The organism is Moheibacter sediminis, assembly GCF_900176425.1.
Classification (GTDB): Bacteria; Bacteroidota; Bacteroidia; order Flavobacteriales; family Weeksellaceae; genus Moheibacter; species Moheibacter sediminis.
On the sequence record NZ_FWXS01000006.1, the window covers coordinates 108,780 to 133,912 of the forward strand.

The following is a 25,133-nucleotide window of genomic DNA, read 5'->3' on the forward strand; positions in this document are numbered from 1 at the left end:
CAATTGAAATCTATTCCATGGTTATTGATTATATTCCGGTTGCTTTGCACACCTATTATACTTTTAATAGCTTATAAATTTAAGGAAGAAAGCACTATCTGGGTTTTATTATTAATGTATCTTGGTTTTATTTCTGATATCTTTGATGGAATTATAGCCAGAAGATTAAACGTTTCAACAAAATTATTACGACGAGCCGACAGCCAGGTAGATCTATTATTTTGGATATCCATTGGTTTTTCTATTTGGATGATTTATCCTGAATTCATTAATGAAAATAAATGGTTTATTTTACCTTTATTTATATTAGAAGGAACAATTTATCTCATTAGTTTTCTGAAATTTAAAAAGGAAATTTCAACACATTCTTATCTGTCTAAACTTTGGGGAATTACACTTTTACTTGTTTTTACATCTATTTTAGGATTTCAGGAAATGGGATTCTTCTTTTATCTGTGTGTCATAGTTGGGATGATTTCACAAATAGATGTTATATTGATTGTATTAATTTTACCTCAATGGAATCACGATATACCAAGCTCATATCATGCTTACTTAATTCGAAAAAGTAAACCATTCAAAAAATGGAAGCTATTTAATAGCTAACTATTTTAGAACTCCTCAAACCCATAATGGCCGATGATTTCATAATGAAACAAAACATCTTCGAGCACTTGTCCGCCGCCGATGTTGTGGACGATTTTGAAACGTTTCCCGTCTTTGGATTTTTTATCAACGACCATGCCGATGTGTGTCATTCCGTTGATGAGTCTCCAGCAGACGATGTCGCCCGGTAGGTAATCATCTGCATAATCCGTCATCGGTTTTTCCTGTCCAAATCTGGAAAAATAAACCATCAGATTAGGTACACGGCGGTGGTCGATGTTGGTATCGGGCTTGGAAAGTCCCCAAGTTTTGGGATAAAGATTGAAATTAGCTTTCATATCTTCGTGCACCAATTGCTGCAAATCCACACCCAATTTTCTGTAAGTGCGAATTACCACATCGGTACAAACTCCTTTGTCGGCAGGCACATCACCGTTCGGATAATCAATACTGAAATAAGCCGGATCGTAATCGATGCTCGGATCCACGATAGATAAAGCTGCGTCCGAAATTTTCTTTTGCTTCGGGGTTAAATTTGTTTCTTGTTGAGGGATTTCAGCAGATTTAGCAAGCGTTTTAATTTCTGCTTCATTATAAGAATCATGGGATGTAACTTCCAGCTTGCAACTTATCAACCCAACTGCAATTACTCCTAAAACAAAAACCTTTTTCATTTAATCAAAATTTATGAATTCTAAAATTACATCCGGTATACATCTTCCGAGCTACGTCATCATTTCTTATCCAACCTTTCCCAATACCCTTCAAACTCTTTAAAAACAGCAGCGGGCAAATCCTCCGGATTGAAATCATACATATCGTACATCGGATCATAATTCGTTTCCGCTGTATTTTCGATTCGGTAAAATTTATTTTTGTAGATCAAAAGCAAAACCACACTGAGTTGTGTGTCTATATCACCTTTCGGATGTTTCGAATATACAAACAGCACATCTGCCTGCCCGTCCTTATCCGCATCGAAAAACGATTTCCTCGCATCCCATACCGAAGTCATGATTCCTTTTTCAGCAACTGTCTGCTCGGAAGTCACTTTCCACTCGCCATTCACTTTTTTGAACTGCTGTATGTACAGCTCATCTTGTCCTGAATTGTGTTCATTCTTAGAAAATACAAAATAGTTTTCCTCTTGGGGTGTCAAAATGTTCTCCACCTGCAAAACGCGTTTTCCTTTGTATGGAAATCCGGAGTTTTCGAAATTTTCTTTGTTGACAGAGGTATTGGTGATTTGTGCAAAGACAAAACTGAATAGGAATAAAGCGGGCATTAGAAATGTTTGTTTCATCTGAAAAAATTAATTCAGATAAAAGTAAAGATTTTTTTGTTTCAGAATATTTGATGTTAATTCTTTTTAGCTTGACCTACCCAATTGGGAGCGTTGTTAATTGTCTGTCGTAATAACAAGTTTAACTGAGCGGAATGGTGTTGAATGTGTCTGATGTTATAAATCAAAATTTCAAATTGAGAATAATTTTTGTATTCATTGATCCATCTTTGGTTTAATTTCTCGCTTGTCAGCTCTGATATTATCAGGTTTGCCTTTTTTCGACAATGCTCTAAGTAAGAAAGCACTTCAGTTTTGGTGTAAGTTCTATCTGGCAACTTTCCTGTTGGGTCAAATTCTGAAAATGTAAAAGGTGGGGGTGGAGTAAATTTGCTTGGTTCGGTCGTTAAGTAATAATCTGTCCAAAAAATACAATGGTAGCAATCATACCAAAATCGTATTTCCGTGTCCCAATTTTCGTCCGGACACATCGTAATTGCATTTTCAAGCATGTCAAGACTGGCGCCAAATTGACTCCAAATGGATTCTTTTATTGATTTGGAATTGTCCATATTTTAAATAATATTTATCTGGGTGTTATACAATCATCCCTCTTTCAAAGCATCGAGCCAATCTTGTTCTATGCGTACGATCTTTTTATTTTCGGGATTCATCATGATCCATTTTGTTCTTGAATCTACGACCAGTTCGCCGTTTTTATAGAATTCAACTTTACGCGGCTGACGGATTCCTTCAGGGTTTTCAGGGTAAGTTCTCAGGATTAATTCGTCACCTAAATAAATCTGTTTTTTGTATTGTATATGATGATCCACCAAAAACCAGATGTTTGCGGAATGTTTGGTTTTATGTTTTTCCAGATCCCAATGTTCAGCCGCAATCATTTCTACCCAAGCAACAAACTGCACGTTATTTACATGGTTGTTTTTGTCTAAATGTTCAGCGGTGATTTTGATTTCTTTTTCGTGGATAAGCATAATAAATTTTTAAATAAGGAAACGAATGATTTCGGTCTGGAATAGATTTTAAAATCTTCAAATTTCCAAATTTTCAAATTGAGAAACATCATCCAAAATATCGATCAATTCACTCAAATTATCAGAAGTAACCAGTTTTTGTCGGTAAGGCTTGAAATGCGAAACCCCTTTGAAATAATTGGTGTAGTGCATGCGTGTTTCGAGAATTCCGGTGCGTTCGCCTTTCCATTCACAAGCCCAAGTCAGGTGGTTTTTGGCTGCTTCGGCACGTTCTGCTAAAGTCGGATCGGGTAAATGTTCGCCCGTTTTTAAGAAATGTTTGATTTGGTTAAAAATCCAAGGGTTTCCGATGGCAGCGCGACCAATCATGATGCCGTCAACGCCGTATTTTTTTTTGTATTCCAAAGCTTTTTCAGGCGAATCGATATCGCCATTTCCGAAAATAGGAATTTCAATGTTTGGGTTGGCCTTCACTTTGGCGATTTCTGTCCAGTCAGCTTCACCTTTGTACATCTGCGCACGTGTTCGTCCGTGGATGGAAAGTGCTTTGATGCCCGTTTCCTGCAAACGTTCCGCAACTTCCTGAATGTTGATAGAATCATTGTCCCAACCCAAACGGGTTTTCACGGTAACCGGAAGATGTGTGCTTTCAATCACAGCTTTGGTCAAGCGAACCATCAAATCAATGTCTTTCAAAACACCGGCTCCGGCTCCTTTACAAACGACTTTTTTTACCGGACAACCGAAATTGATGTCCACCAAATCAGGCTGTACAGTCTCCACAATTTTTGCAGAAAGAGCCATAGCTTCTTCATCTCCGCCAAAAATCTGAATACCAACGGGTCTTTCATAATCGAAGATGTCCAGTTTTTTGCGGCTTTTGATGGCGTCGCGAATCAATCCTTCCGAAGAAATAAATTCAGAATACATCAAATCCGCACCGTGAATTTTACACAAACGGCGAAACGGCGGATCGCTCACGTCTTCCATGGGCGCAAGCAACAAAGGAAATTTCGGTAATTCTATGTTTCCGATTTTTGGCAAAATGAAATTTTTTGCAAAGATAAGCATTCAAAAATTTAAAAATAATTGATGTCAATTGTATTATATATTTATTACAAATTAAATAAAAATCTATACAAACATCTTTAGGGAAATGCAAAAGCGGAAAACAGAAGCGTCAACAATTATATAGAAACTTTGCTTTGGTATAGCTTTGGTTTTAGAGCGCCAAATGCTGTGGCATTGGCTGCGATTTAGCAAGTTCAGGATCATATGGAGGGAAAAATAAGATTAGACAGGGGAGTCTCTTTGTGAATATTTGAATAGGATTGTTGAAAAGGGGTGGCGTTTCCGCAATTCCTCCCGAAATGAATCCTCACAAATTAAAAGGGAATTACAAAAGTATGTTAGAATGCCAGATACAGCCTGATTTGTTAATCATCTGGTTACAGATTGACGAACCGACGCAAGAAATTCGTTTAGGCTCTCATTCAGAATTGTTTTGATTTAAATCAATTACTTTTGCAGAATTATTTCATTAAGAAAAACATGTCAGAAGAACGCAAAAACAAACCGGTCAATAAATACCTGCAGCTGACAAGCATAGCTTTTCAGATGATGGCGATTATGTTGGTCTTCATCTGGCTTGGTAGAAAGGCAGATGAAAATTGGAATTCGTCAGCAACAAATTATTACACTTTGTTAGGCACTTTGGTTGGATTGGGCATTTCTCTTTATTTAATTTTGAAGCAATTAAAAAATATCAAATGACATTCATTTGATTTAAAATTATGATTTATAGATGAAAGATTTCATTACCGCATTTTATTACGTATTGTATTTTATGGGAATCGAAGCACTGCATTTTGCATTTATGCGTTTCGTATTAGAATCTGAAACGGACTTCATGCCGATTTATAAATTTACCACTTTCATCCTCGCGCTTGTACTTGCAATCGTGGTTCAATTGAATATGATTGCCAAAAACTATATCGGGTTTTTATTTCTGTTCGTAATGGGTTTGAAACTATTTGTTGCAAAGATTTTCATGGACAGACAAGAGCAGTTGGGCGATTCTGAATTTAAATTTAGTTTCGTAGTTTTGTATCTTATTAGTTTAGTTTTGATTACAGTTTTTCTGGTTAAACTTTTAAAACAAGCGGAAAATGATAAAAAGCAGAAAAATACGTTTCCGAATTAATAAAATTAGGTTTACTTTTGCACCCAAAATTGAGTTAAATGAAAACCCCGATAGGTAAATTCTTTACTTTCATTCTTTTAATATTCGCTTTTTCGTTTTCTATGGCGGAAAATCCTCATGCACCAGAAGCAGCAACTCATGTTGATGAGAAGGCGCAGCGTAGAACTGAAATTCAGGCTGATATAGAGCATCACTTACAAGATTCTCATTTCTATGGGATTTTCGGTGACAAAGAAAAAGGAGTTTATTATGGCTTTCCGCTTCCGGTTATCCTAATTGATAATGGATTGAAGGTTTTCAGTTCATCTGAATTTGATCATGGTAAGAAATTGGTTGAAAAAGACGGAATTTTCTACAAATTGTATCACAACAAAATTTATAAAACTGATGCGCAAGGAACCATCAATTATGATGAGCACCACCACGCTATGAATGAAAAACCTTTGGATTTTTCAATTACTAAAAACGTATTCAACATCATTTTGACAGGAGTTATTTTGTTATTGCTTTTCGGAGCAATGGCAAAAGGATATAGAAAATCAATGGTTCCTAAAGGAGTTTCAAGCTTCTTAGAGCCGATTGTATTATATGTAAAAGATGAAATCGCAATTCCAAACATCGGAGAAAAACATTACAAAAAATTCATGGGCTTTTTGCTTACGGTATTTTTCTTCGTTTGGTTTTTGAATATGTTGGGTATATCTCCATTAGCAGCAAATGTCACAGGAAGTGTTGCGGTTACTTTTGCATTGGCTTTGATCGTTTTGATCATTACTTTGGCAAAAGGAGGGAAAACTTATTGGTTGCATATTTTTGATCCATTGGGAAATACTATGCCTTGGATTGCAAAAATTCCTTTGTACATTTTGTTGATTCCAATTGAGATCTTAGGGATTTTTATCAAACCATTTTCATTGATGATTCGTTTGTATGCAAACATTACAGCAGGTCACTATGTTATGATGGGATTGTTGGGGATTATTTTCATTGAGAGAAGTATAGGAATGAGTTCATTCTCTTTCGTACTTGCTTTTGTGATTTTTATAATAGAATTCTTTGTGGCATTATTGCAAGCTTACATCTTTACAATGTTAGCATCATTGTATTTCGGATTTGCAGTACAGGAACATCATCACGACCACGAAGAAGCGCATTAATTAGAAATTGTTTAATTATTTAAATATATACTTATGGAAATTCCAAGAATTGTAGGAGCAGGTTTAGCTGTTATCGGTGTCGGTGTTGGTATCGGTATGATCGGTAAAGGTGCGATGGAAGGTATCGCAAGACAACCTGAAGCTGCAGGTAAAATTCAAACAGCGATGTTGATTGCAGCAGCGTTAATTGAAGGTATCGGATTTGCTGCATTATTCGCAGTAACTGAAGGCTAAAAATTTAGAATCCACTGTCAACGGTTGGTTGCAGTGGGTTTTATTCTTAAAAAGTATTAAATAAGATAAATTAAAAATATAATGGAGAAATTAATAAATGATTTTTCATTTGGATTGTTTTTTTGGCAAGTAATCTTGTTCTTGTTGTTTCTTTTCTTATTGAGAAAATTTGCATGGAAACCAATTTTAGGTGCAGTTAACGAAAGAGAAAAATCAATCGAAACGGCTTTGAACGAAGCAAAAAAAGCACGAGAAGAAATGGCTTTCTTGAAATCTGAAAATGACAAGATTTTAAAAGAGGCAAAAATCGAGCGTGATGCCATTTTGAAAGAAGCAAGAGAAATGCGTGACGGAATCGTTGGAAAAGCAAAAGAAACTGCGCAAATTGAAGCAGATCGTTTAGTGGAAAATGCAAAAGCAGCTATCCAAAACGAAAAAGCAGCAGCGATGACTGAATTGAAAAATCAGATTGCACAGCTTTCTATCGAAGTTGCTGAAAAAGTGCTTAAGAAAGAATTGAGCGACAAATCAGCACAAGAAGCATTGGCAAAAGAAATGATTAACGAAGCTAAATTAAACTAAATCATGGCAGGATTTCGTGCAGCAAAACGATACGCCAAAGGATTGATGCAGTTCGCAGTAGAAATCAATCAGGCACAGCAAATCAACCAGGAAATGGTCGATTTGAAAAATGCCTTGACTGATAACCGTGAATTGGTACAATTCCTAAACTCTCCGGTTTTGGATGCCAAAAGAAAAAATGTGATCGCAAAAGAAATTTTCAAAGATTTTTCTCAGCCTACACAAAATTTCATCCAATTGGTAATCAATCAGGGAAGAGGAAGCGGTATGAAAGAAATTGCCGTGGAGTACAATGATTTATACAATAAATTAAATAACATCCGCATCGCAGAAGTGGTGTCAGCCGTTAAATTGGACGATGCGATGGTACAGGAGATTGTGGATCAGGCAAAACAAACAATGGGTGCCGAATATTCTTATGAAATTGAGAATAGAGTTGACCCGAATTTGATTGGAGGATTTATTTTGCGTGTTGGTGACAAACAAGTTGACAGCAGCGTAAGAAGTAAATTGACCCGATTGAAGAAGCAATTTGACAAAAACGAATACATTCCTAAAATCTGAAGTTAGATTTCAGAAGTTAGATTAATTAATAAAAAGTTGCAAGTAACATTAAACTTGAAACATTAAACTTTAAACAAAAGTAAAATGGCAGAAATTAAACCGGCTGAAGTATCAGCGATATTAAAACAACAACTTTCCAACTTCGACGTAAATGTTGAATTGTCTGAAGTAGGAACAGTACTAAGTGTTGGAGACGGTATTGCCCGTGTTTACGGATTAGACAATGCTCAAATGGGTGAGTTGGTAGAGTTTTCTAACGGATTGGAAGGAATGGTATTGAACCTTGAAGAAGACAACGTAGGTGTTGTATTGTTGGGTCAATCCAAAGAAATCAAAGAAGGAGACACCGTAAAGAGAACAAACCGCATCACATCTATCCGCGTAGGTGAAGGGATGTTAGGTCGCGTTGTGGATATGTTGGGTAACCCTATCGATGGAAAAGGTCCGTTGGAAGGTGAATTATTCGAAATGCCAATTGAACGCAAAGCTCCAGGGGTTATCTACAGACAACCGGTAAGTGAGCCTTTGCAGACAGGTATCATTTCTATCGACTCGATGATTCCGGTAGGTAGAGGACAACGTGAGTTGATAATCGGTGACCGTCAGACTGGAAAAACTTCAGTGGCGATTGATGCTATTTTGAACCAGAAAGAATTTTATGACAGAGGTGAACCTGTTTTCTGTATTTATGTTGCAGTTGGACAAAAAGGTTCTACCGTTGCCCAAATCATGAATACATTAGCAGCTCACGGAGCTGATAAATATACAGTAATCGTTGCAGCGAATGCATCTGACCCTGCACCAATGCAGGTTTATGCACCAATGGCTGGAGCGGCAATCGGAGAATATTTCCGTGATACAGGTCGTCCTGCACTGATTGTTTATGATGATTTGTCTAAACAAGCAGTTGCATACCGTGAGGTATCTTTGTTGCTTCGTCGCCCACCGGGACGTGAAGCTTATCCTGGAGACGTTTTCTACCTTCACTCTCGTTTGTTGGAGCGTGCTGCAAAAATCATCGGTGATGATAAAGTAGCTGCTGAAATGAATGACTTGCCTGCATCTTTGCAAGGTAAAGTAAAAGGAGGTGGGTCTTTGACGGCATTGCCTATCATCGAAACACAAGCAGGTGACGTTTCTGCATACATCCCGACGAACGTGATTTCCATCACTGACGGTCAGATTTTCTTGGAATCAGACTTGTTCAACTCTGGTATCCGTCCGGCAATCAACGTAGGTATTTCGGTATCGCGTGTGGGTGGTAATGCACAGACAAAACCAATGAAAAAAGTTTCTGGTACGCTTAAATTAGACCAGGCACAGTACCGCGAATTAGAAGCTTTTGCTAAATTCGGTTCTGACTTAGACGCAGCAACTATGTCTGTAATCGGGAAAGGAGAAAGAAACGTGGAGATTTTGAAACAAAATGTAAACTCACCGATTCCGGTTGAAGAACAAGTAGCAATTATTTATGCAGGTACACACGGTTTGTTGAGAACGATTCCGGTAGCGAAAGTGAAAGAATGGCAAGAAAATTTCTTATCATTATTAAGAAACAAACATGCTGATTTATTGAGTTCACTTCGTCAAGGAAAATACGATGATACAATTGTTGACCAATTGAAAACTATCATCACGGACAGTGTAGCACAATACGCAAATTAATTTGAAAGTTAGATAATTTGAAGATTTGAAAATGGATTTTAGAATCAATTTCAAGAATTCATTTAAAATTCAAAATTTATAATTTAAACCAATAAAGTCTTTACTTTAAAAGTATGGCAAATTTAAAAGAAATACGAAGCAGGATTTCATCGGTAGGTTCAACGATGCAGATTACAAGTGCCATGAAAATGGTATCTGCCGCAAAGTTGAAACGTGCCCAAGATGCTATCGTGCAGCTTCGTCCTTACGCAGACAAATTAAGAGACATACTTCAAAACATCAGTTCAACACTTGATGCAGATGCAGGTGGGAAGTTGACTGAGCAAAGAGAAGTTAAAAAATTATTGCTCATAGTAGTGACTTCCAACAGAGGTTTGGCAGGCGCATTTAATTCAAATGTGATTAAAAAGGCAAGTTTGCTTTTAACCGATGCCAAAACTTCAGGTGCAGAAGTTGAACTATTGACAGTAGGGAAAAAAGGTTTTGATTTGTTGCGCAAGCAATCAACGATTTACAAAAACAGTTCTTCTCTTTGGGACAATTTGAATTTTGATGACGTAGCCACAATTTCTGAAGAAATAACGGAAAAATTCATCGCTGGTGAATTTGATCAAGTAAGAATCGTTTACAATCAATTCAAAAACGCAGCTACTCAAGTCATCGTTGACGAACAGTATTTGCCGGTACAGATTGAATCGGGCGAACAAACAGCTCCTTCAATTGACTACATTTTTGAACCTTCAAAAGAAGAAATCGTAAAAGATTTGATTCCTCAGACTTTGAAAACCCAATTGTACAAAGCCATTTTGGATTCCAATGCATCTGAGCATGGAGCACGTATGACGGCGATGCACAAAGCGACTGACAATGCCGACTCTATGAGAAGAGCGTTGGTGTTGCAATACAACAAAGAACGTCAAGCTGCAATTACTAACGAAATCCTAGAAATCGTAGGTGGAGCAGAAGCTTTGAATAATTAATATTCAATAAATAAAATAATTTTGAAAGAGACTGGCATTTTTGTCCGTCTCTTTTTTTATTTGCGAAATATATTTTAAATCCATTCCAAATTGAGCATAATTATAGCTTAATTGAGGGCTATACATGAATTTCACTATGTAAAAGCAAACCAAATTAGTAATAAGAAAATTAATTTTATGAAAAAGAATTGCATAAATGCTAATAAATCGTTAAAATTGAATTAAATTTAAATTTACATAAATTAGATTTTAAATAAAACGATAAGTATATATGGAAAGAACTTTACGGATTATTAAATTTATTCCACTTTTAGTTTTCGGAACTTTGCTGATTATCAATCAGGCAAGTCTATCTAAAAATGAAAAATTAAACAATAATGCAGGGTTAGGATTTAACTCGACTGCATTAGACTTCAAAAACACTACGGATTTTAAATTTCCTAAAGAATTATTTAAAGATAGTTTTGACGGATTCATGAAACCTTCAAGTGTTGTAAACGCACCTGATCAGATTCCATGTGATTTCACGCCTGTGTGTTCAAACGAAACTTTCTCGGGTGATGCTCCTGTTGGTAATCCAATGGGCACGATTGAATCTAGCTGTCAAATTCTCGAAAGTGATGACGTGACCTGGTATTATGTACAAATCCAATCGGGAACTACTTTTACTTTTGTTATATCACCGGAGGGAGATGACGATTATGACTTTGCTGCATGGTTAAACCCTGCGGATTGTAATAATTTAGGGATAGCCGATCGGGCTTCTTATGCTGCGCCAGGGGGAGATTATGATACAGGTTTGGCATTAAGTGCGTCTGATACTTGTGAGACAGCCTTTGGTGATGGATTTGTAAGTCATTTTGATGTTCAGCCAGGAGATATAATCGTTATCGCAGTTGATAAATATTCAGATAATGCTCCAGGTTTTGAACTTTCTTTTGGTGGAGATTCTGTTTTGGATTGTTCAATCTTGGGAGAAGCTTTTTATGAAGAATGTGACAATGATAATAATGGAGAGGTACAATTTGATTTGAATTCGATAGCTGTTGATTTAGCAGAAGGAGATGCTACTTTGCAATTTAAATTTTATTCAACAGAAGAAGATGCTACAGATGACACAGCAAATAATTTGCTAAGTTCTCCTTATACTCTAGCAGTTTCAAATTCTCCAACACTGATTTATGCTCAGGTTAAAAATCAAGGCGGAGTAATCGTTGAAATTATCGCTGTTAGTTTAACCTTGAACCCAGGGATTCAGTTAGAAAATGGACCTTTTGTGATACAAGTAGAAGGAAGCGGTACGGGAACTTTTGATTTAACTTCGATTCAATCAAGTTTAGTAGCGGATCCAACCGGACTTACTTTCTTATATTATGAACAAGAATCCGATGCAAATGCTGGAAATAATAATTTTATAGCAAGTCCTACAACTTATCAAGCGGCAAACGGAACTACAGTTTATGTAAGAGTGATTAGCGCTTCTGGTTGTTCAGCGGTTGCATCAGTTAATTTGAGATTAAACCAAGTGAATAACCCTTGTAATTTTATACCTATTTGTTCAAACGATGATATTAATGAAGATGTAGTACCTCTTCCTGAAGCGATTCAATTAAATGCAAGTTGTGTCAGTTTTACCAATACAGACATAGCTTTCTATTATTTGAGAATTGAAGAAGGAACAACTTTTACTTTTACAATTGCTCCAGATACCAACAATGACTATGATTTCATGCTTTGGCAGAATGCTCCGGATTGTAATGACCTGACAAACACACAAGCAACCAGAGCATCTTACGATGCGCCCTTCGGAAGTTATGAAACAGGTTTGATGTTGGATGAAACCGATTTATGTGAAGGTGCAGCTGGTGGAGGATTAGTAGAAGGTTTTGTAAGGCATTTGGATGTACAGCCGGGTGATGAAATCATCATTGCCATCTATAAGTTTAATTCAGGAGGTGGTTTTAACTTATCATTTGGAGGTGATGCTATCCTTGATTGTACAATCTTAGGGGAATTAGATTACGCTCAATGTGATGATGATCAAGATGGAGAAGTGATTTTTGATTTAAATCCGATTGCGGAAGACATAGTTAATGGTGATGATTTCTTAAACGTTACTTTCTATTCAACAGAAGCTGACGCTACAAATGATACTGGAAATAATATTGTCAACACACCTTATACAGTAACGAACACAAGTTCTCCCGATGTTATTTATGCACAAGTAAAAGATGACCTAGGAGAAGTAGTGGAAATATATACAATTACTCTAAGTATAAGTGAAGGTGTTACAGGTGCACAAAGTGTAAGCGATTCTTATTGTGATGCAGGATTAGATGGAACCGAAACTGTAAACTTAACTTCGTATAATTTAATTCCAAATCAGAATACATATACACTTACTTATTACGAAACAGAACAGGATGCAATCGACGGAAACGCAAGTTTCATCCCTACACCTGCAAATTATGTTACAGGAACGACTACAGTTTATGTAAGAATTGAAAATGCTGGAGGATGTTTTGATGTTGTTGAGATTAACATTGAGGTAAGCGGATTGGAAGTAGACTTAGGTGAAAACTTTACTATGTGTGAAGGTGAATTTACAGTAACCGCTGCAGGTGACTTCTCAAACTTTACGGGAGTTACATTTACATGGCAATTCAATGGAGATGTAATTCAGGGAGCTACAACAGATACATTGACCATTACTCAGCCAGGCGAATATACAGTAACTGTAAATACAGCTGAAGGTTGTTCAGGAACTGACACAATCAATGTGTTACCAGGTGAAGCTCCAGTAATTACAGCAGTAAATGTAGGTCCTGATTATGTAATCGTAGAAGCTACCGGTGGTGTGCAGCCTTATCAGTACTCAATTACAGGAGTGGTTTGGCAAAACAGCAATCAGTTCAATTATTTACAGCCGGGAACTCATACAGTGTATGTTAGAACAGCGGAAGGTTGTATAGTATCTCAGGAATTTGTGATTTTCCAGATTCCAACCATGTTTACACCAAACGGTGATGGTATAAACGATACTTGGAACATTCCTGGATTTGATATCTATCCGCAATCCAACATCGTGATTTATGACAGACAAGGAAGGTTGGTTTATCAGTCTGAAATTACATCAAATCAGATTTGGAACGGATTCTTTATGAATGGGCAAAAAGCACCGACTCAGGATTATTGGTACATTATCAATGTATCTGACGGACGTAAATTTACAGGTCACGTAACTGTAAAAAGCCGTGGAGAAAAAAATTAATCAATAAAACTTCGGGGAAGTTCATTCCCTGAAGTTTTCACAATAATTAAAATATTTTTTAGCAGATATAAATTACTACTAAAATGAAAAAACAAAACATATTTCTTACTTTGACACTGAGTTTAATCTCATTTTGCGCTGTTGCACAATCAAGCCTACCGTTTGATGAACAGTATTTCATCATGGATAAATTCCTCGTCAACCCATCATTTACCGGTGCTTCAGATGACATCGTTTTCAGAGCATCACACAGAAGGCAATGGGACAATATGCCAAACAGTCCGGTAACTACTCTTGTGAGCGCACACGCAAACATAGTAGACCGTGTAGGTTTGGGTATGTATTTTATGAATGATGTAAATGGAAATACCAAAACCAATAGCTTCAACCTTTCAGCCGCTTACCACATTCCGATTGGTGACCAAAAAAACAGACAAGCAGGTCAGTTTTCTTTCGGTACATCATTGAGCTTTGCAGGTATGCGTTTCGGTGGGGTGACTGAACAGCCGAACGACCCGATTTACAACGACATGGAAAACAGAGTTTACGTTCCTTACATCAACTTTGGCGCATCGGCTACTTACAAAGGCTGGATGATCGGAGTTTCTGTGTTGGACATCGCTTTGAGCTACAACTCGCCAATTGTAAATCAATACGAACCTTCGCCGACTTTCTATTATGGAATGTTAGGGAAAACCATCAACGTTTCGGAGCAATTTGAACTAGAACCTATGGTTGCTTACCGTTCAAATTTCGACAAAGACAGCCGTTTGGATGCCAATTTGAGAGCCAAAGCAAAATTTGATAACAATGCTGTTTGGTTGGGAGCAAATTACAGAATGGATTTCTTCAATGATGGAAACGAATCATTAAGCGTTTCTCCGGCAATCGGTGCCGAAATTGGAAGAATGCATTTGGCATTTTCTTACAACATTGGTTTGAGCGATATGAACAACGAAGGAAACAACGGATTTACGGGAGTTTTAGGATTTGATATAGAAAACTTTTTTAACCCTCAGTTTAAATAGGAAGTCCTATTTTTAAGGGCTAAATTCATTCAATGTTAAGTTTCCTAAAAAGGTATAATTTCTATTTAATTTTAATCTTAACATTAATTTCGAAATGTTCGTTTGCACAAACGATTTTTGTCAATCCACCTGCAAACTCCAACTCAAATCTTTTGCCCTCACAATTGGTCAAGGAAATTTTGTTAGAGGGCGGAGAATGTTCGGGCATCTCAAATTTTCAGCTTAAAGACAATACTTCAGCGCCATTCCCAAATCCTACAAGAAGCTGGGGATATTTTGAAAGAGGAAATTCTGATTTTCCATTTGAAAAAGGAATAGTCCTGACTTCAGGATTCGCTATAGATGCCATTGGTCCGAGCGAACAAGAAACTCTTTCAAAAGGAAACAGGACATGGCTCGGCGATGCAGATGCAGAGGCTTTAGCTGGAGTGATTACGTACAATTCAACTGTCTTTGAATTTGACTTCGTTCCGCAGGGAAATACCATTTCATTCAATTACATCTTTGCTTCGGAAGAATATCCCGAATGGGCATGCAGCCAGTACAACGATGTCTTCGGATTCATCATCAGCGGTCCCGGAATTGTAAACGACCCCGGATTGTCGGGTAAAAATATAGCTTTGTTACCCAATGGAAATCCTGTTACTATTAACAATGTAAACGATCAGGAATGTGGTGACGATACCTACTATGTGGGGGGAGATTTTCAGGACATCGGCTACGACGGCAGGACGACGCCACTGACTGCATTTGCAGAAGTAATTCCCGGACAAACTTACCACATCCGTTTATTAGTCTCAGATTCTGGAGATGAACGCTATGATTCAGCTGTTTTTCTAGAAGCAGGTTCATTTAATTTAGGATTAAATATAGTTGATGAACAAGGCATTGATGTCGGAGAAAACAAGTACATCTGCGGTGTAGATTCATATACTTTGTATATAGATTCGGACAATCCCAGTCTGCAGTTACAGTGGTACAAAGATGGAAACTCAATTCCCGGCGCAAATTCAAACCTGCTCACTGTCAGCGAATCAGGATTTTATTCTATAAATGCAATCAGCGAAACCTGCTCTCAAGAGGATGGCGTTACCGTTTTATTTGATGCTTTTGAAATAAATGCAGGCGAAGATTTCAGTCTTTGCAGCGGCGAAGCATGGATCAATTTAGAATATGACATATTGGGAGAAATGACTTTCCAGTGGCAATTAAATGGAGAAATCATTACCGAAGCAACCTCAGATTCACTTCTTATTTCACAGCACGGTACTTATGTTGTGACTGCATACTCTTCATTGGGATGTATCGGAACAGATTCCGTTATGGTTTCCGAAGGAAACGGATTTGTTATTTCAAACATTGAGGTAGGCGTAGATTATATCATGATTCGGGCATCGGGTGGCGAAGAGCCTTATCAATATTCCATAGACGGTAGCACTTGGCAGTCAGATAACTATTTTTATGATTTGCCATCAGGCGATTATACGGCTTATGCCCGTTCAGCAGATGGTTGCATCGCATCCAAATCATTTTCGGTATTCAATATTCCTACTTTATTTACCCCAAATGGTGACGGCATCAACGATACTTGGCGTATCAAAGGAGTCGAAAATTATCCCAATTCCCAAATATCAATTTTTGACCGTCACGGCAGAAATGTCTATGAAAGTCATTTGAATTCAAATGAAATCTGGAATGGATTCTTCAAAAACGGAAAAAAAGCTCCCACACAAGATTATTGGTATATCCTCAAAATAGCAAACGATAGGACTTATTCAGGTACCATTACTGTGAAATCGCGTTCTGAAAAAGGAATGTAAATTTAATTAACCTCAATACTTATACTTGCACTTTGCTGAATTAATTTGGTATCTCATCGCGCTGCTGCGGGGTACGCTTCACTTCCGTCCCGAGGTTCCTCTCTGGACCGGCTCGTTCCTCGCCGCCCTCCACATCACGGACGCGGGAGAAATCCTAAAACTGCTGAAACTTCAAGTCTTCTTTATGATGTGGTAAATATTAGTTTTATAATTCATAAAAAGAATCACAAACCCAACATATATTCCTTAATTTTGCTTCATGCACCTCGAATGGTTAAAGCTCCGCAATTTTAAAAATTTCACAGAATCCGATTGGGAATTTTCTCCCAAAATCAATGCTTTTGTGGGAAGTAATGGCGTTGGTAAAACCAATGTTTTAGATGCTATTCATTACATGGCACTCACAAAAAGCTATCTCAATTATTCAGATGCTCAGAACATCAATTTCGATTCAGATTTCTTTTCGCTCGAAGGAAATTTCCAGAAAAATGAAAACGAAGATGTCATTTTTTGTGCAGTCCAAAATGCAAAAAGTAAGGTTCTGAAAAAAAACTCCAAGACTTACGACCGCATTTCGGAACACATTGGCCAGTATCCGCTGGTCATGATTTCTCCTTACGACAGCGATTTGATCAAAGATGGAAGCGATACCAGAAGACGTTTTATAGACAATATTATTTCGCAGTCCAATAAAGAATACCTCAATAATCTCATGCGTTACAACCGCGTAGTCGTTCAGCGAAATTCTCTCTTGAAATATTTTGTGCAAAACAATACTTTCGATGTGGTTTCACTTGAAATTTATGACGACGGACTCATTTCACTCGGAAATGAAATTTACAAGGAAAGAAACAAATTCATTGAAGAATTTCTCCCTATTTTTCAGGAATATTACCAATTCATTTCACAAGGAAACGAAAAAGTAAATATCGTTTACCAATCTCAGTTAAGTGAAAATTCATTCCAAAACTTACTTAAAGAAAATTTATCCAAAGACCGTTTGGCACAATATTCAACACAGGGAATCCACAAAGACGATTTGAGTTTTGAAATTATTAATTATCCCATAAAAAAATTCGGTTCGCAAGGACAGCAAAAATCCTACCTGATTGCGCTCAAACTCGCTCAATTGGAATTAATGAAAAAAACTTTGGGCATTACGCCATTGCTTTTGCTCGATGATATTTTTGATAAATTGGATGAAACACGCGTGGAGCAATTAATCAAATTGGTCAATGAAGAACGTTTCGGACAGATTTTTATTACCGATACACACCCGGAACGTACCGGAAATGTGGTGAAAAGAATTAATTCCGAAAGTAAAATTTTCCGATTATGATGAAAAGGAAAGATAATCAGCTATCACTAGGCGATGCCATCAAACACATGATTTCCGATTTAGGAATGGAAGACAAAATCCTTTCAGTTCAAATTGAAGAAATTTTTGTGGAAATGATGGGTGCTTACATCATGAAATACGTGGAAAGCATTTCTGTTCAGAAACAAGTTCTTTTCATCAGAATCAATTCGCCTGAGCTCCGAAACGAATTGCAATACGGTAAAAGTAAAATCATCGCACACATCAATGAAGAGATCGGAAAAGAATATTTAAAAGACGTAAAGTTTAACTGATGCCTTGGATTGAAAATTCTAAATACAAAGCTTTTGGATTCCTCTCTCGAAATCCGCATTTTTCGACCATCTATATGGCGAAATTGAAACAGTTTCGTTCCCCGGATTACCAAAGAATTAAGTTAGAATTGAGCGACGGAGATTTCTTAAATTTAGATTTTCAGAAAAAAAATGACAAAAAAGCAATCATTTTATGCCACGGTTTGGAAGGTGATTCGCGCAGAACTTATATGAATACATGCGCGGAATATTTTTTGTCAAAAGATTATTCGGTTTTTGCATGGAATTACCGCACTTGCGGCGGAGAGATGAATCGTCTGGTGAGGATGTATCACCACGGAACAGTTGATGATTTGGATGAGGTGGTAAAACATGTAATTGCAGAAGGTTTTGAGGAAATTTATCTGATGGGATTTTCAATGGGTGGTGCATTGACTTTAAATTATTTAGGTCAAATTAAAACAGATGAAAAAATCAAAGCTGCCGTTGCAATTTCAGCACCGCTTAGTTTGAAATCGAGTTCTGATCAGCTCAAAAATGGATTTAACAGGGTTTATTTAAAAAATTTTACCTACAAAATTTCAAGAAAATTAAAAACAAAAGCCAAACAATTTCCTGATTTGATTGACCATTCCAAAATCAAATTAATCAAAACTTTTGATGAAGTTGACGGACTTTTTACCGCGCCATTGCACGGTTACAAAGACAAAGAGGAATATTACCGAAAGGCATCACCGATCTATGTTTTGGACAAAATAAAAATTCCGACTTTGATAATCAATGCTTGGGATGATCCTTTTTTGGGAAAAGAATGCTATCCGGTTGACTTTGCTAAAAACAGCAAAAATATTTTCTTGGAAACACCGCAGAAAGGTGGGCATTGCGCATTTCCATTAATTAAAACAAAATACTCCTGGGCAGAAATGAGGGCTTACGAATTCTTCAATCCGGAAATAACTTCCAAAGGATTTTGAGCTGCAAAAACTGCATTTCCAGCAACCAAAACATCAGCCCCTAACTGAACCAGTTGAGCCGCATTTCCTGGAGAAACGCCACCATCAATTTCGATCAAAGTATCTGCATTTTTTTGTTCAATAAGTAAACTCGCCTGCGTCAATTTTTCATAAGTATGCTGTATGAATTTCTGTCCGCCAAATCCGGGATTTACACTCATGATCAAAAGTAAATCAATATCACGGATGACATCTTCCAAAACATGAACGGGTGTGTGTGGGTTGAGCGCCACTCCAGCTTTCATTCCCTCATCTTTGATGGCTTGAATCGTTCTGTGCAAATGCGTGCAAGCTTCGTAATGAACTGTCAAAACATCTGCTCCAACTTCCTTAAAATCTTTGATGTACCGTTCAGGTTGCACAATCATCAAATGTACATCCAAAATTTTATCGGTCAAATCATCAATCGCTTTGATGACAGGCATTCCGTAAGAAATATTCGGAACGAAAACGCCATCCATCACATCGAGATGAAACCATTCGGCTTCACTTTTATTGATCATTTCCACATCACGTGCAAGGTTTCCAAAGTCGGCGGCTAAAATAGAAGGAGCTACAATCGGCATAATTTTGTTTGTTTGAGCAAAGATAATTAATTGACTGCAGGTAGCAAGTATCGGGAAGCAGTAACAGTATTTTTTGTCATTGGCTTCGCCGAAATAAAATTCATCGACTGGAAAGAGATAATCTTTGATTTCCGAGATGGAGAGGAATCTCAAGCGAAGAATCTTATTTTTTGCTTTCGAGCTCTGAAATACGTCTGGTAAGTTCTTCTATACGTTTTTCGTATTGCTCGATCAGTTTCTCGGAAATCATATTCACCACTCCTTCATTATAAGCAATACTTTGATTATCGGCGTGATTAATAATTACTCTGTCTTCTGTCAGAAAATCATAAATGTCCTTGTCAAAATTTTTAGCAATAGTATCCATCAGGTAAATATCAGGCTTGCTTTTTCCGCTTTCTATGTTTGAGATGGTAGCCTGCGTGACACCCAAGAGGTGTGCAAGCTCTTCCTGGGAGATTTTACGCTCTTCTCTTAACTGTCTGATCTTGTACCCGATTTCCATAGCTATAAAAAATTTGGTTAAAGTTATTAAATATTTAATTGGATGGGAAAATGCAGTTTACAAAATTTGCCGTATTATAAAATTTAATTAATTTCACAAAACCTAATCAACAATTTATGAAAAAATCAGCTTATTTTTTGACGCTGTGTCTTATGGTGCTTTTCACATTCTATTTCATGTAATAATGATGATTCTTTTTTACAGTTAAAGGAGAATCAAGATAACGGATGGAATCAAAGACAAATTAGCTTTAGTGAATTTCTCAATGCAGAAGGAACTAAGCAAAAAATAAAAAATATTCAAAAATATTTCCAAGGACACCAATCTGATGTTTCTAATAAGAATACGGATAGCATTCATTGGGAAATTGATACTACAAGAGTTAATCAAATTATAACTCCAGAGCTTACTACTTACACTTTTTGGGTTAACGAACACGATACTATTGAAGGGTTTCGCAATGTGCTTGTAAAAGTAAGGGGGGATAATGTACAAACTTATCTGATTCATTATCCGGATGGGATAGATTTTGAAAATCATACTACTAGAACTGCTATTGGAGAGGAAATAGAGCCTGAAGCATGGGGTAAAAGTATGACCTGTTATGAGGTGATAATATTCACGGTTTCATGTGATGATACAGAATGTGAATATGGTTGGGGATTGATTGAAGTACCATGTGGAGGTGGCGGAGGTTCATCAGGAGGCGGTGGGTCAGGAAATGGAACCGGTGGAGGGGGTACTGGTGGAGGGACCGGAGGTGGTGGAATACCAACGGGCCCTATCGGGTTTCCACCTGCAGATGGCGGCGGCGGTGGAGGCGGTGCTTCCTATAATACATTTCTTAATCTGTTATCACCACAGCAACTTCAATGGTTAAATCAACCCCAAAATGCGTTACTTCGTTCGCAATTATATACCCACTTAGTTAATAATAATTATTCGGATCAATCCATTAATTTTGCAATTGATTTTGTTATATTTTGTGAAGAAGAGGGAGACCCATTACAGAAATTAAAACAGGCCATTGCTGGTGGTATTACAACGACAGCTGAATATACTCATAAAATTTTTAAGAAATTTTCGACATTGGTTAGTCAATACCCAAGCTCTAGGACATTTGTTAATACTTTTTTGCAGGGATTAAGCAATGGTGTATCTTATCTTGTTAATAAAAATCCTGATACTTGTAGTTTTGCGGATTTATTTAATATGTGGTTATTTGAATTAGGCCCTCATCCAATAAATATTAACGGGCTAAAAGTTACTACAAATCAATTAAAGAATCAAGAAGGAGTAAATCAGGCAAGAGCAGAAGCAATCTTGAGGATACAAACAGGTACATTTTTAAGTAATCCCATAGTTAATCATGAGTGGAGTTATGGTCAAGGTGAGTTTTATGATGGAATGCAAAACGGGAATTTTGTAACAGCATTTTTAGGTAGTTATAGTACAAAAATTACCACAACTCAAATTTCAAATGGGTATCAACTTTATTTTGAAGTTTCTAACACTTCAGGCTGGGAATCTGCAACAAGATTCAGAATTGATAATGATGGAATTAATGGCCATGATGGAATTTTCCCTAATACCTACAGGCATATAACTACTGATATAAGATTAGGCGGGAATTTTACTCAGAATTGGTCTTGGACAGAAATTATAAATTAATTATGAGAATAAAATTCATTTTATTAGGATTCATTTCATTGCTACTATCATGTCATGGAGCTTTTGCAGAGGGCGATATTCAGAGAAAGAATATTAATTTTACAGAAGAAAATCTTGTGGGAATATGGAAACTCGATAAATTTTCTTACAAATATCTTTCAGGTAAAGATAGTTTTGATAGTATTTACATCACTTTTAAAAGTGATAGTACTTTTGAAATGAATAATTCAAAACATTTATTTGATTCTGATGCTAATAAGTTTTTTTTAACTAATAATACACCTGATACAGTTGCTATATTAGATAATGTTTTAACGAATGGTTATTGGAAAATCCACCGCCTCCAAATGCCTGATTACAATATTACAAGTTTAGACCTTATCTATGATGATAAATCTGTTCAATCAGGTTTGAGTATTTATAAAAAAGACACTGTATATCAGATTTGGCATTTTTTCGGAGATCCTGATTCTGGAGAGAGATTGAGATTTTTGAAAGAATAAAATAAAACAGATGCCCAAAAAATTCCGCCCGTTCTTAGAACGGGCGGAATTTATAAACTTTATACTTTGAAACTTTTACAGGATTATTTCCCGATATAAGAGTTCAAAATCTTACTTCTTGAAGTATGTTTCAATCTGTGGATTGGTTGACTTAGTAGAAATTATGAAAATTTACCGTTTCGAGGCTACTACTGCAAATTGTTTGTAGAAAATATCACTTCCACCAAAGAAAAGAAGAAGCCTGAATAAATAAGGCTTGAGTGATTTTGTTTTAGATATTCCCTCAAAGTGGTCTATGTTGTATCCTGAATCGGAAAACAGTTTTTTTATGCTTTTATGAGTGTAGAATTTGAGGTGCGTGAAATCCATAATTCCCGAGTCTTCGTACTCCCAATGGCTTTTGAATACCAAACCGAACAAGTTTTCATGGTATCTCATGTTGGGTATGGAACAGATGATCTTTCCTTTATTGGTCAGCTTTCCTTTCAGATCCATTAAAACCGATTTAGGGTCGAGGAGATGTTCCAGTACATCATTGAAAATAATCAGATCGAAATAATTATCCGGTAAATTGGGAATCAGTTCCTCACATTTTCCAACTTGTACATTGTCAATGATAGAGCGAGCTTCTTCGGCGTATTCTTCCATCAGCTCTATGCCCCAACTTTCTATATCTCGTTTCAGATTTTCTTTTATCAACTTTATGAAAACACCATTGCCGCAACCTATTTCTAGGACTTTCGAAATATCTTGCGGCACATATCGCAGCATGTCATACCGGGGATAAGTATAATATTCGCTCTTTTTCTCTGCGTAATCCATCGGGAATGATTTTAAGTAAATATATTTGAAATAATTTATTGAATGATAAACATGTGTGATGTTTGTGAACATTTTTATCAGGAAAATAAAGAGACTTATTGCACGAATAAAAATGTTCACAAAATAAAAACTCCCGCTAAAAATCAGCAGGAGTTACTTTATACATTATATAAAAATACTTTATACAATCAATTATTTTCCGATATAAGATTTCAAAATCTTACTTCTTGAAGTATGTTTCAATCTGCGGATTGCTTTTTCTTTGATCTGGCGAACGCGTTCACGTGTCAGGTCAAAAGTTTCTCCTATTTCTTCCAAAGTCATCGGGTGTGCTCCGTTTAATCCAAAATAAAGACGAATCAAATCCGCTTCTCTCGGTGTCAAAGTCTGCAATGCACGTTCGATTTCGATGCGCAAAGATTCTGTCATCAACAATCCGTCCGGACTTGGAGATTCACCTGTGTTTAATACATCGTACAAGTTAGAATCCTCACCTTCCACCAACGGTGCATCCATCGATACGTGACGACCCGAGTTTTTCATCGACTCTTTTACGTCACTTTCAGACATATCCAAAAGTTCAGAAATTTCCTCTGCTGACGGCGCACGTTCATGTTCCTGCTCCAATGAAGCGTAAGCTTTGTTGATTTTATTGATCGAACCGATTTTATTCAATGGTAAACGTACGATACGTGATTGTTCCGCCAAAGCCTGTAAAATAGACTGACGAATCCACCAAACTGCGTAAGAAATGAATTTAAAACCACGCGTCTCATCGAAACGTTGTGCAGCTTTGATCAAACCTAAGTTTCCTTCGTTGATCAAATCGGGTAAGCTCAAACCTTGATTCTGGTATTGTTTTGCAACAGAAACCACAAAACGCAAGTTGGCTTTAGTTAATTTTTCTAAAGCAACTCTATCTCCGGCTTTGATTCTTTGTGCTAATTCTACTTCTTCGTCTGCTGTGATCAGGTCAACTTTCCCGATTTCCTGTAGATACTTGTCTAATGATGCAGTTTCCCTGTTGGTTACCTGCTTAGTAATTTTCAGCTGTCGCATTCTGTATAACTCTCTATTTTAAGTGTAATAAACTATATACGTAAAAACAATGTAAAATGTTACATAATATATTAAATTAATTAAAAGTCAGTAGTTTTGAACTCTAATTTTAAATGATGAACATAGAAGAATTTAGAATCTTTTGTCTCGAAAAACCTGCTGTTACAGAAGAATTTCCTTTTGGTCCGGAAACGCTGGTTTTCAAAGTAGCCGGGAAAGTTTTTGCGCTGACGGGTTTGGATGAAGTAAATTTCAAAGTAAATTTAAAGTGTGATCCTGGTTATGCAGAAGAATTGCGTGAATCCCACGAAGAAGTAAAACCGGGCTACCACATGAACAAAAAACATTGGAACACTGTTGATTTCGAAGGAAGTTTACCTGAAAAATTATTGAAGAAATTAATTGACCATTCTTATGAATTGGTTGTAAAATCACTCCCTAAAAGCAAAAGAGAAAATCTAATCTAAGGTCGTATACTTGAAATTGAGCAAAATGTTATTCTTCAAAACATGAATCGTATCGTTGTTTGCTTTTTTCCAAAGAAGGTAAGGCTGTTCGATGTCGATAAGCGTTCCGCCTGTTTTGGAATGAACAATCAAAGGATTGTAGATAGCAGTGTCCAATTTTAATTTATCTAGGTTATCCCGGATAAATCTATGTTTCGTCTGAAGGTAATAAGGATCGTTTAACCTTAACAATCCATCATTTTCAACTTTCCATTCGATGTAGTAAGGATTGATGGGCATTGCTTTGTCAACATAGATTTTAGAGGTGTTCAAGACAAATCGAACCATCAATATCAAAGCGGCAAAGATGGAAAATACCATCAACCAATAGAAGCGTTTCCACTTACGACTTTCTTTATTTCTTTTCTTTTCAGACAAATTAGGCAGTTTGCCACAAAAGTAATGAAAACAATTTTTATTAGATTTTAAATTTAATCAGAATTGAAAATTTCTTTGAATTCAAGTACTT

Annotated in this window: 29 protein-coding genes; 19 read left to right on the forward strand and 10 right to left on the reverse strand. The window is 36.7% G+C overall.

What is annotated here, in order from left to right:
- The first annotated feature begins 3 nt into the window (after window positions 1-3).
- Window positions 4-606 carry a CDP-alcohol phosphatidyltransferase family protein gene (locus tag B8977_RS10005; protein ID WP_084017575.1) on the forward strand — a complete coding sequence of 201 codons (603 nt, stop codon included), beginning with the start codon at window positions 4-6 and terminating at the stop codon, window positions 604-606.
- A 5-nt stretch (window positions 607-611) separates the two neighbouring features.
- Here B8977_RS10005 and B8977_RS10010 read toward each other — a convergent pair whose 3' ends face one another.
- Genes B8977_RS10010 through dusB form a run of 5 tightly spaced genes read right to left on the reverse strand, consistent with a single transcriptional unit; the run spans window position 612 to window position 3,927 of the window.
- Window positions 612-1,280 (reverse strand): DUF1287 domain-containing protein, encoded by a 669-nt coding sequence (locus B8977_RS10010; protein ID WP_084017576.1) that lies wholly within the window; start codon window positions 1,278-1,280, stop codon window positions 612-614.
- Window positions 1,281-1,339: 59 nt separating this feature from the next.
- Window positions 1,340-1,909, reverse strand: a complete 570-nt coding sequence (locus B8977_RS10015) for a hypothetical protein (protein WP_143736445.1) — start codon at window positions 1,907-1,909, stop codon at window positions 1,340-1,342.
- Between the two features lie 56 nt (window positions 1,910-1,965).
- Window positions 1,966-2,460: a DinB family protein gene (locus B8977_RS10020; protein ID WP_084017578.1), complete on the reverse strand. Its 495-nt coding sequence runs from the start codon at window positions 2,458-2,460 to the stop codon at window positions 1,966-1,968.
- Window positions 2,461-2,493: 33 nt separating this feature from the next.
- Window positions 2,494-2,883 (reverse strand): acyl-CoA thioesterase, encoded by a 390-nt coding sequence (locus B8977_RS10025; RefSeq protein ID WP_245828522.1) that lies wholly within the window; start codon window positions 2,881-2,883, stop codon window positions 2,494-2,496.
- 57 nt (window positions 2,884-2,940) lie between these two features.
- Window positions 2,941-3,927: a tRNA dihydrouridine synthase DusB gene (dusB, locus tag B8977_RS10030; protein WP_084017685.1), complete on the reverse strand. Its 987-nt coding sequence runs from the start codon at window positions 3,925-3,927 to the stop codon at window positions 2,941-2,943.
- Between the two features lie 290 nt (window positions 3,928-4,217).
- On the opposite strand from dusB, the gene B8977_RS10035 reads away from it, so the two are divergent.
- From B8977_RS10035 to B8977_RS10105, 15 genes are all read left to right on the forward strand, one after another.
- The gene (locus B8977_RS10035) at window positions 4,218-4,391 is read left to right on the forward strand and encodes a type II toxin-antitoxin system YafQ family toxin (RefSeq protein WP_262494082.1); all 174 of its coding nucleotides are present in this window, start codon (window positions 4,218-4,220) and stop codon (window positions 4,389-4,391) included.
- A gap of 43 nt (window positions 4,392-4,434) precedes the next feature.
- Entirely contained in the window at window positions 4,435-4,656 is a 222-nt protein-coding gene (locus tag B8977_RS10040) for an AtpZ/AtpI family protein (RefSeq protein WP_084017580.1), read from the forward strand.
- Window positions 4,657-4,687: 31 nt separating this feature from the next.
- Window positions 4,688-5,086, forward strand: coding sequence for a hypothetical protein (locus B8977_RS10045; RefSeq protein WP_084017581.1), 399 nt, complete (start codon window positions 4,688-4,690; stop codon window positions 5,084-5,086).
- Between the two features lie 38 nt (window positions 5,087-5,124).
- The gene (gene atpB, locus B8977_RS10050; protein WP_084017582.1) at window positions 5,125-6,243 is read left to right on the forward strand and encodes a F0F1 ATP synthase subunit A; all 1,119 of its coding nucleotides are present in this window, start codon (window positions 5,125-5,127) and stop codon (window positions 6,241-6,243) included.
- Window positions 6,244-6,276: 33 nt separating this feature from the next.
- On the forward strand, window positions 6,277-6,477 hold the full coding sequence (atpE, locus tag B8977_RS10055) for an ATP synthase F0 subunit C (protein WP_084017583.1): 201 nt from the start codon (window positions 6,277-6,279) through the stop codon (window positions 6,475-6,477).
- A gap of 81 nt (window positions 6,478-6,558) precedes the next feature.
- Window positions 6,559-7,059, forward strand: coding sequence for a F0F1 ATP synthase subunit B (locus tag B8977_RS10060; RefSeq protein WP_084017584.1), 501 nt, complete (start codon window positions 6,559-6,561; stop codon window positions 7,057-7,059).
- Between the two features lie 3 nt (window positions 7,060-7,062).
- Entirely contained in the window at window positions 7,063-7,623 is a 561-nt protein-coding gene (gene atpH, locus B8977_RS10065; protein WP_084017585.1) for an ATP synthase F1 subunit delta, read from the forward strand.
- An 84-nt stretch (window positions 7,624-7,707) separates the two neighbouring features.
- Window positions 7,708-9,288 (forward strand): F0F1 ATP synthase subunit alpha, encoded by a 1,581-nt coding sequence (gene atpA / locus B8977_RS10070; protein ID WP_084017586.1) that lies wholly within the window; start codon window positions 7,708-7,710, stop codon window positions 9,286-9,288.
- Between the two features lie 113 nt (window positions 9,289-9,401).
- On the forward strand, window positions 9,402-10,268 hold the full coding sequence (atpG, locus tag B8977_RS10075) for an ATP synthase F1 subunit gamma (RefSeq protein ID WP_084017587.1): 867 nt from the start codon (window positions 9,402-9,404) through the stop codon (window positions 10,266-10,268).
- Between the two features lie 271 nt (window positions 10,269-10,539).
- The gene (locus tag B8977_RS10080) at window positions 10,540-13,539 is read left to right on the forward strand and encodes a T9SS type B sorting domain-containing protein (protein ID WP_084017588.1); all 3,000 of its coding nucleotides are present in this window, start codon (window positions 10,540-10,542) and stop codon (window positions 13,537-13,539) included.
- Window positions 13,540-13,622: 83 nt separating this feature from the next.
- Complete coding sequence (locus B8977_RS10085) at window positions 13,623-14,567, forward strand: PorP/SprF family type IX secretion system membrane protein (protein ID WP_084017589.1); 945 nt, start codon at window positions 13,623-13,625, stop codon at window positions 14,565-14,567.
- Window positions 14,568-14,719: 152 nt separating this feature from the next.
- The gene (locus B8977_RS10090; RefSeq protein WP_159447481.1) at window positions 14,720-16,387 is read left to right on the forward strand and encodes a T9SS type B sorting domain-containing protein; all 1,668 of its coding nucleotides are present in this window, start codon (window positions 14,720-14,722) and stop codon (window positions 16,385-16,387) included.
- 259 nt (window positions 16,388-16,646) lie between these two features.
- Window positions 16,647-17,726 carry a DNA replication/repair protein RecF gene (gene recF, locus B8977_RS10095; RefSeq protein WP_084017591.1) on the forward strand — a complete coding sequence of 360 codons (1,080 nt, stop codon included), beginning with the start codon at window positions 16,647-16,649 and terminating at the stop codon, window positions 17,724-17,726.
- Entirely contained in the window at window positions 17,723-18,019 is a 297-nt protein-coding gene (locus B8977_RS10100; RefSeq protein WP_084017592.1) for a DciA family protein, read from the forward strand. The genes recF and B8977_RS10100 overlap by 4 nt, the downstream gene beginning before the upstream one ends.
- Window positions 18,019-18,993 carry a YheT family hydrolase gene (locus B8977_RS10105; RefSeq protein WP_084017593.1) on the forward strand — a complete coding sequence of 325 codons (975 nt, stop codon included), beginning with the start codon at window positions 18,019-18,021 and terminating at the stop codon, window positions 18,991-18,993. The genes B8977_RS10100 and B8977_RS10105 overlap by 1 nt, the downstream gene beginning before the upstream one ends.
- Here the strand turns inward: B8977_RS10105 and rpe are convergent.
- The gene (gene rpe / locus B8977_RS10110) at window positions 18,951-19,598 is read right to left on the reverse strand and encodes a ribulose-phosphate 3-epimerase (protein ID WP_084017594.1); all 648 of its coding nucleotides are present in this window, start codon (window positions 19,596-19,598) and stop codon (window positions 18,951-18,953) included. The genes B8977_RS10105 and rpe overlap by 43 nt on opposite strands.
- Before the next feature lie 163 nt (window positions 19,599-19,761).
- A complete protein-coding gene (locus B8977_RS10115; protein WP_084017595.1) occupies window positions 19,762-20,103 on the reverse strand; it encodes a helix-turn-helix transcriptional regulator in 342 nt (113 codons plus the stop codon).
- 462 nt (window positions 20,104-20,565) lie between these two features.
- Between B8977_RS10115 and B8977_RS10120 the strand changes: the two genes are divergently transcribed.
- Window positions 20,566-21,774: a hypothetical protein gene (locus B8977_RS10120; protein WP_084017596.1), complete on the forward strand. Its 1,209-nt coding sequence runs from the start codon at window positions 20,566-20,568 to the stop codon at window positions 21,772-21,774.
- 2 nt (window positions 21,775-21,776) lie between these two features.
- Window positions 21,777-22,277: a hypothetical protein gene (locus B8977_RS10125; protein ID WP_143736447.1), complete on the forward strand. Its 501-nt coding sequence runs from the start codon at window positions 21,777-21,779 to the stop codon at window positions 22,275-22,277.
- Window positions 22,278-22,448: 171 nt separating this feature from the next.
- On the opposite strand, the gene B8977_RS10130 is transcribed toward B8977_RS10125, so the two are convergent.
- On the reverse strand, window positions 22,449-23,171 hold the full coding sequence (locus B8977_RS10130; protein ID WP_245828525.1) for a class I SAM-dependent methyltransferase: 723 nt from the start codon (window positions 23,169-23,171) through the stop codon (window positions 22,449-22,451).
- A 120-nt stretch (window positions 23,172-23,291) separates the two neighbouring features.
- The gene (locus tag B8977_RS10140; RefSeq protein ID WP_084017599.1) at window positions 23,292-24,158 is read right to left on the reverse strand and encodes a sigma-70 family RNA polymerase sigma factor; all 867 of its coding nucleotides are present in this window, start codon (window positions 24,156-24,158) and stop codon (window positions 23,292-23,294) included.
- A gap of 116 nt (window positions 24,159-24,274) precedes the next feature.
- On the opposite strand from B8977_RS10140, the gene B8977_RS10145 reads away from it, so the two are divergent.
- Complete coding sequence (locus B8977_RS10145) at window positions 24,275-24,625, forward strand: MmcQ/YjbR family DNA-binding protein (RefSeq protein ID WP_084017600.1); 351 nt, start codon at window positions 24,275-24,277, stop codon at window positions 24,623-24,625.
- Here B8977_RS10145 and B8977_RS10150 read toward each other — a convergent pair.
- Entirely contained in the window at window positions 24,617-25,042 is a 426-nt protein-coding gene (locus tag B8977_RS10150) for a hypothetical protein (protein WP_084017601.1), read from the reverse strand. The two genes, B8977_RS10145 and B8977_RS10150, sit on opposite strands and share 9 nt — an antisense overlap.
- Between the last annotated feature and the right edge of the window lie 91 nt (window positions 25,043-25,133).

Bases quoted from the DNA above. Each gene is read 5' to 3' on its own strand.
- B8977_RS10010 (WP_084017576.1), bottom strand. From the start codon at position 1,280: ATGAAAAAGGTTTTTGTTTTAGGAGTAATTGCAGTTGGGTTGATAAGT.
- B8977_RS10015 (WP_143736445.1), bottom strand. From the start codon at position 1,909: ATGAAACAAACATTTCTAATGCCCGCTTTATTCCTATTCAGTTTTGTC.
- B8977_RS10020 (WP_084017578.1), bottom strand. From the start codon at position 2,460: ATGGACAATTCCAAATCAATAAAAGAATCCATTTGGAGTCAATTTGGC.
- B8977_RS10025 (WP_245828522.1), bottom strand. From the start codon at position 2,883: ATGCTTATCCACGAAAAAGAAATCAAAATCACCGCTGAACATTTAGAC.
- B8977_RS10040 (WP_084017580.1), top strand. From the start codon at position 4,435: ATGTCAGAAGAACGCAAAAACAAACCGGTCAATAAATACCTGCAGCTG.
- B8977_RS10045 (WP_084017581.1), top strand. From the start codon at position 4,688: ATGAAAGATTTCATTACCGCATTTTATTACGTATTGTATTTTATGGGA.
- atpB (WP_084017582.1), top strand. From the start codon at position 5,125: ATGAAAACCCCGATAGGTAAATTCTTTACTTTCATTCTTTTAATATTC.
- atpE (WP_084017583.1), top strand. From the start codon at position 6,277: ATGGAAATTCCAAGAATTGTAGGAGCAGGTTTAGCTGTTATCGGTGTC.
- B8977_RS10060 (WP_084017584.1), top strand. From the start codon at position 6,559: ATGGAGAAATTAATAAATGATTTTTCATTTGGATTGTTTTTTTGGCAA.
- atpH (WP_084017585.1), top strand. From the start codon at position 7,063: ATGGCAGGATTTCGTGCAGCAAAACGATACGCCAAAGGATTGATGCAG.
- atpA (WP_084017586.1), top strand. From the start codon at position 7,708: ATGGCAGAAATTAAACCGGCTGAAGTATCAGCGATATTAAAACAACAA.
- atpG (WP_084017587.1), top strand. From the start codon at position 9,402: ATGGCAAATTTAAAAGAAATACGAAGCAGGATTTCATCGGTAGGTTCA.
- B8977_RS10080 (WP_084017588.1), top strand. From the start codon at position 10,540: ATGGAAAGAACTTTACGGATTATTAAATTTATTCCACTTTTAGTTTTC.
- B8977_RS10085 (WP_084017589.1), top strand. From the start codon at position 13,623: ATGAAAAAACAAAACATATTTCTTACTTTGACACTGAGTTTAATCTCA.
- recF (WP_084017591.1), top strand. From the start codon at position 16,647: ATGCACCTCGAATGGTTAAAGCTCCGCAATTTTAAAAATTTCACAGAA.
- B8977_RS10100 (WP_084017592.1), top strand. From the start codon at position 17,723: ATGATGAAAAGGAAAGATAATCAGCTATCACTAGGCGATGCCATCAAA.
- B8977_RS10105 (WP_084017593.1), top strand. From the start codon at position 18,019: ATGCCTTGGATTGAAAATTCTAAATACAAAGCTTTTGGATTCCTCTCT.
- rpe (WP_084017594.1), bottom strand. From the start codon at position 19,598: ATGCCGATTGTAGCTCCTTCTATTTTAGCCGCCGACTTTGGAAACCTT.
- B8977_RS10115 (WP_084017595.1), bottom strand. From the start codon at position 20,103: ATGGAAATCGGGTACAAGATCAGACAGTTAAGAGAAGAGCGTAAAATC.
- B8977_RS10125 (WP_143736447.1), top strand. From the start codon at position 21,777: ATGAGAATAAAATTCATTTTATTAGGATTCATTTCATTGCTACTATCA.
- B8977_RS10130 (WP_245828525.1), bottom strand. From the start codon at position 23,171: ATGTTCACAAACATCACACATGTTTATCATTCAATAAATTATTTCAAA.
- B8977_RS10140 (WP_084017599.1), bottom strand. From the start codon at position 24,158: ATGCGACAGCTGAAAATTACTAAGCAGGTAACCAACAGGGAAACTGCA.
- B8977_RS10145 (WP_084017600.1), top strand. From the start codon at position 24,275: ATGAACATAGAAGAATTTAGAATCTTTTGTCTCGAAAAACCTGCTGTT.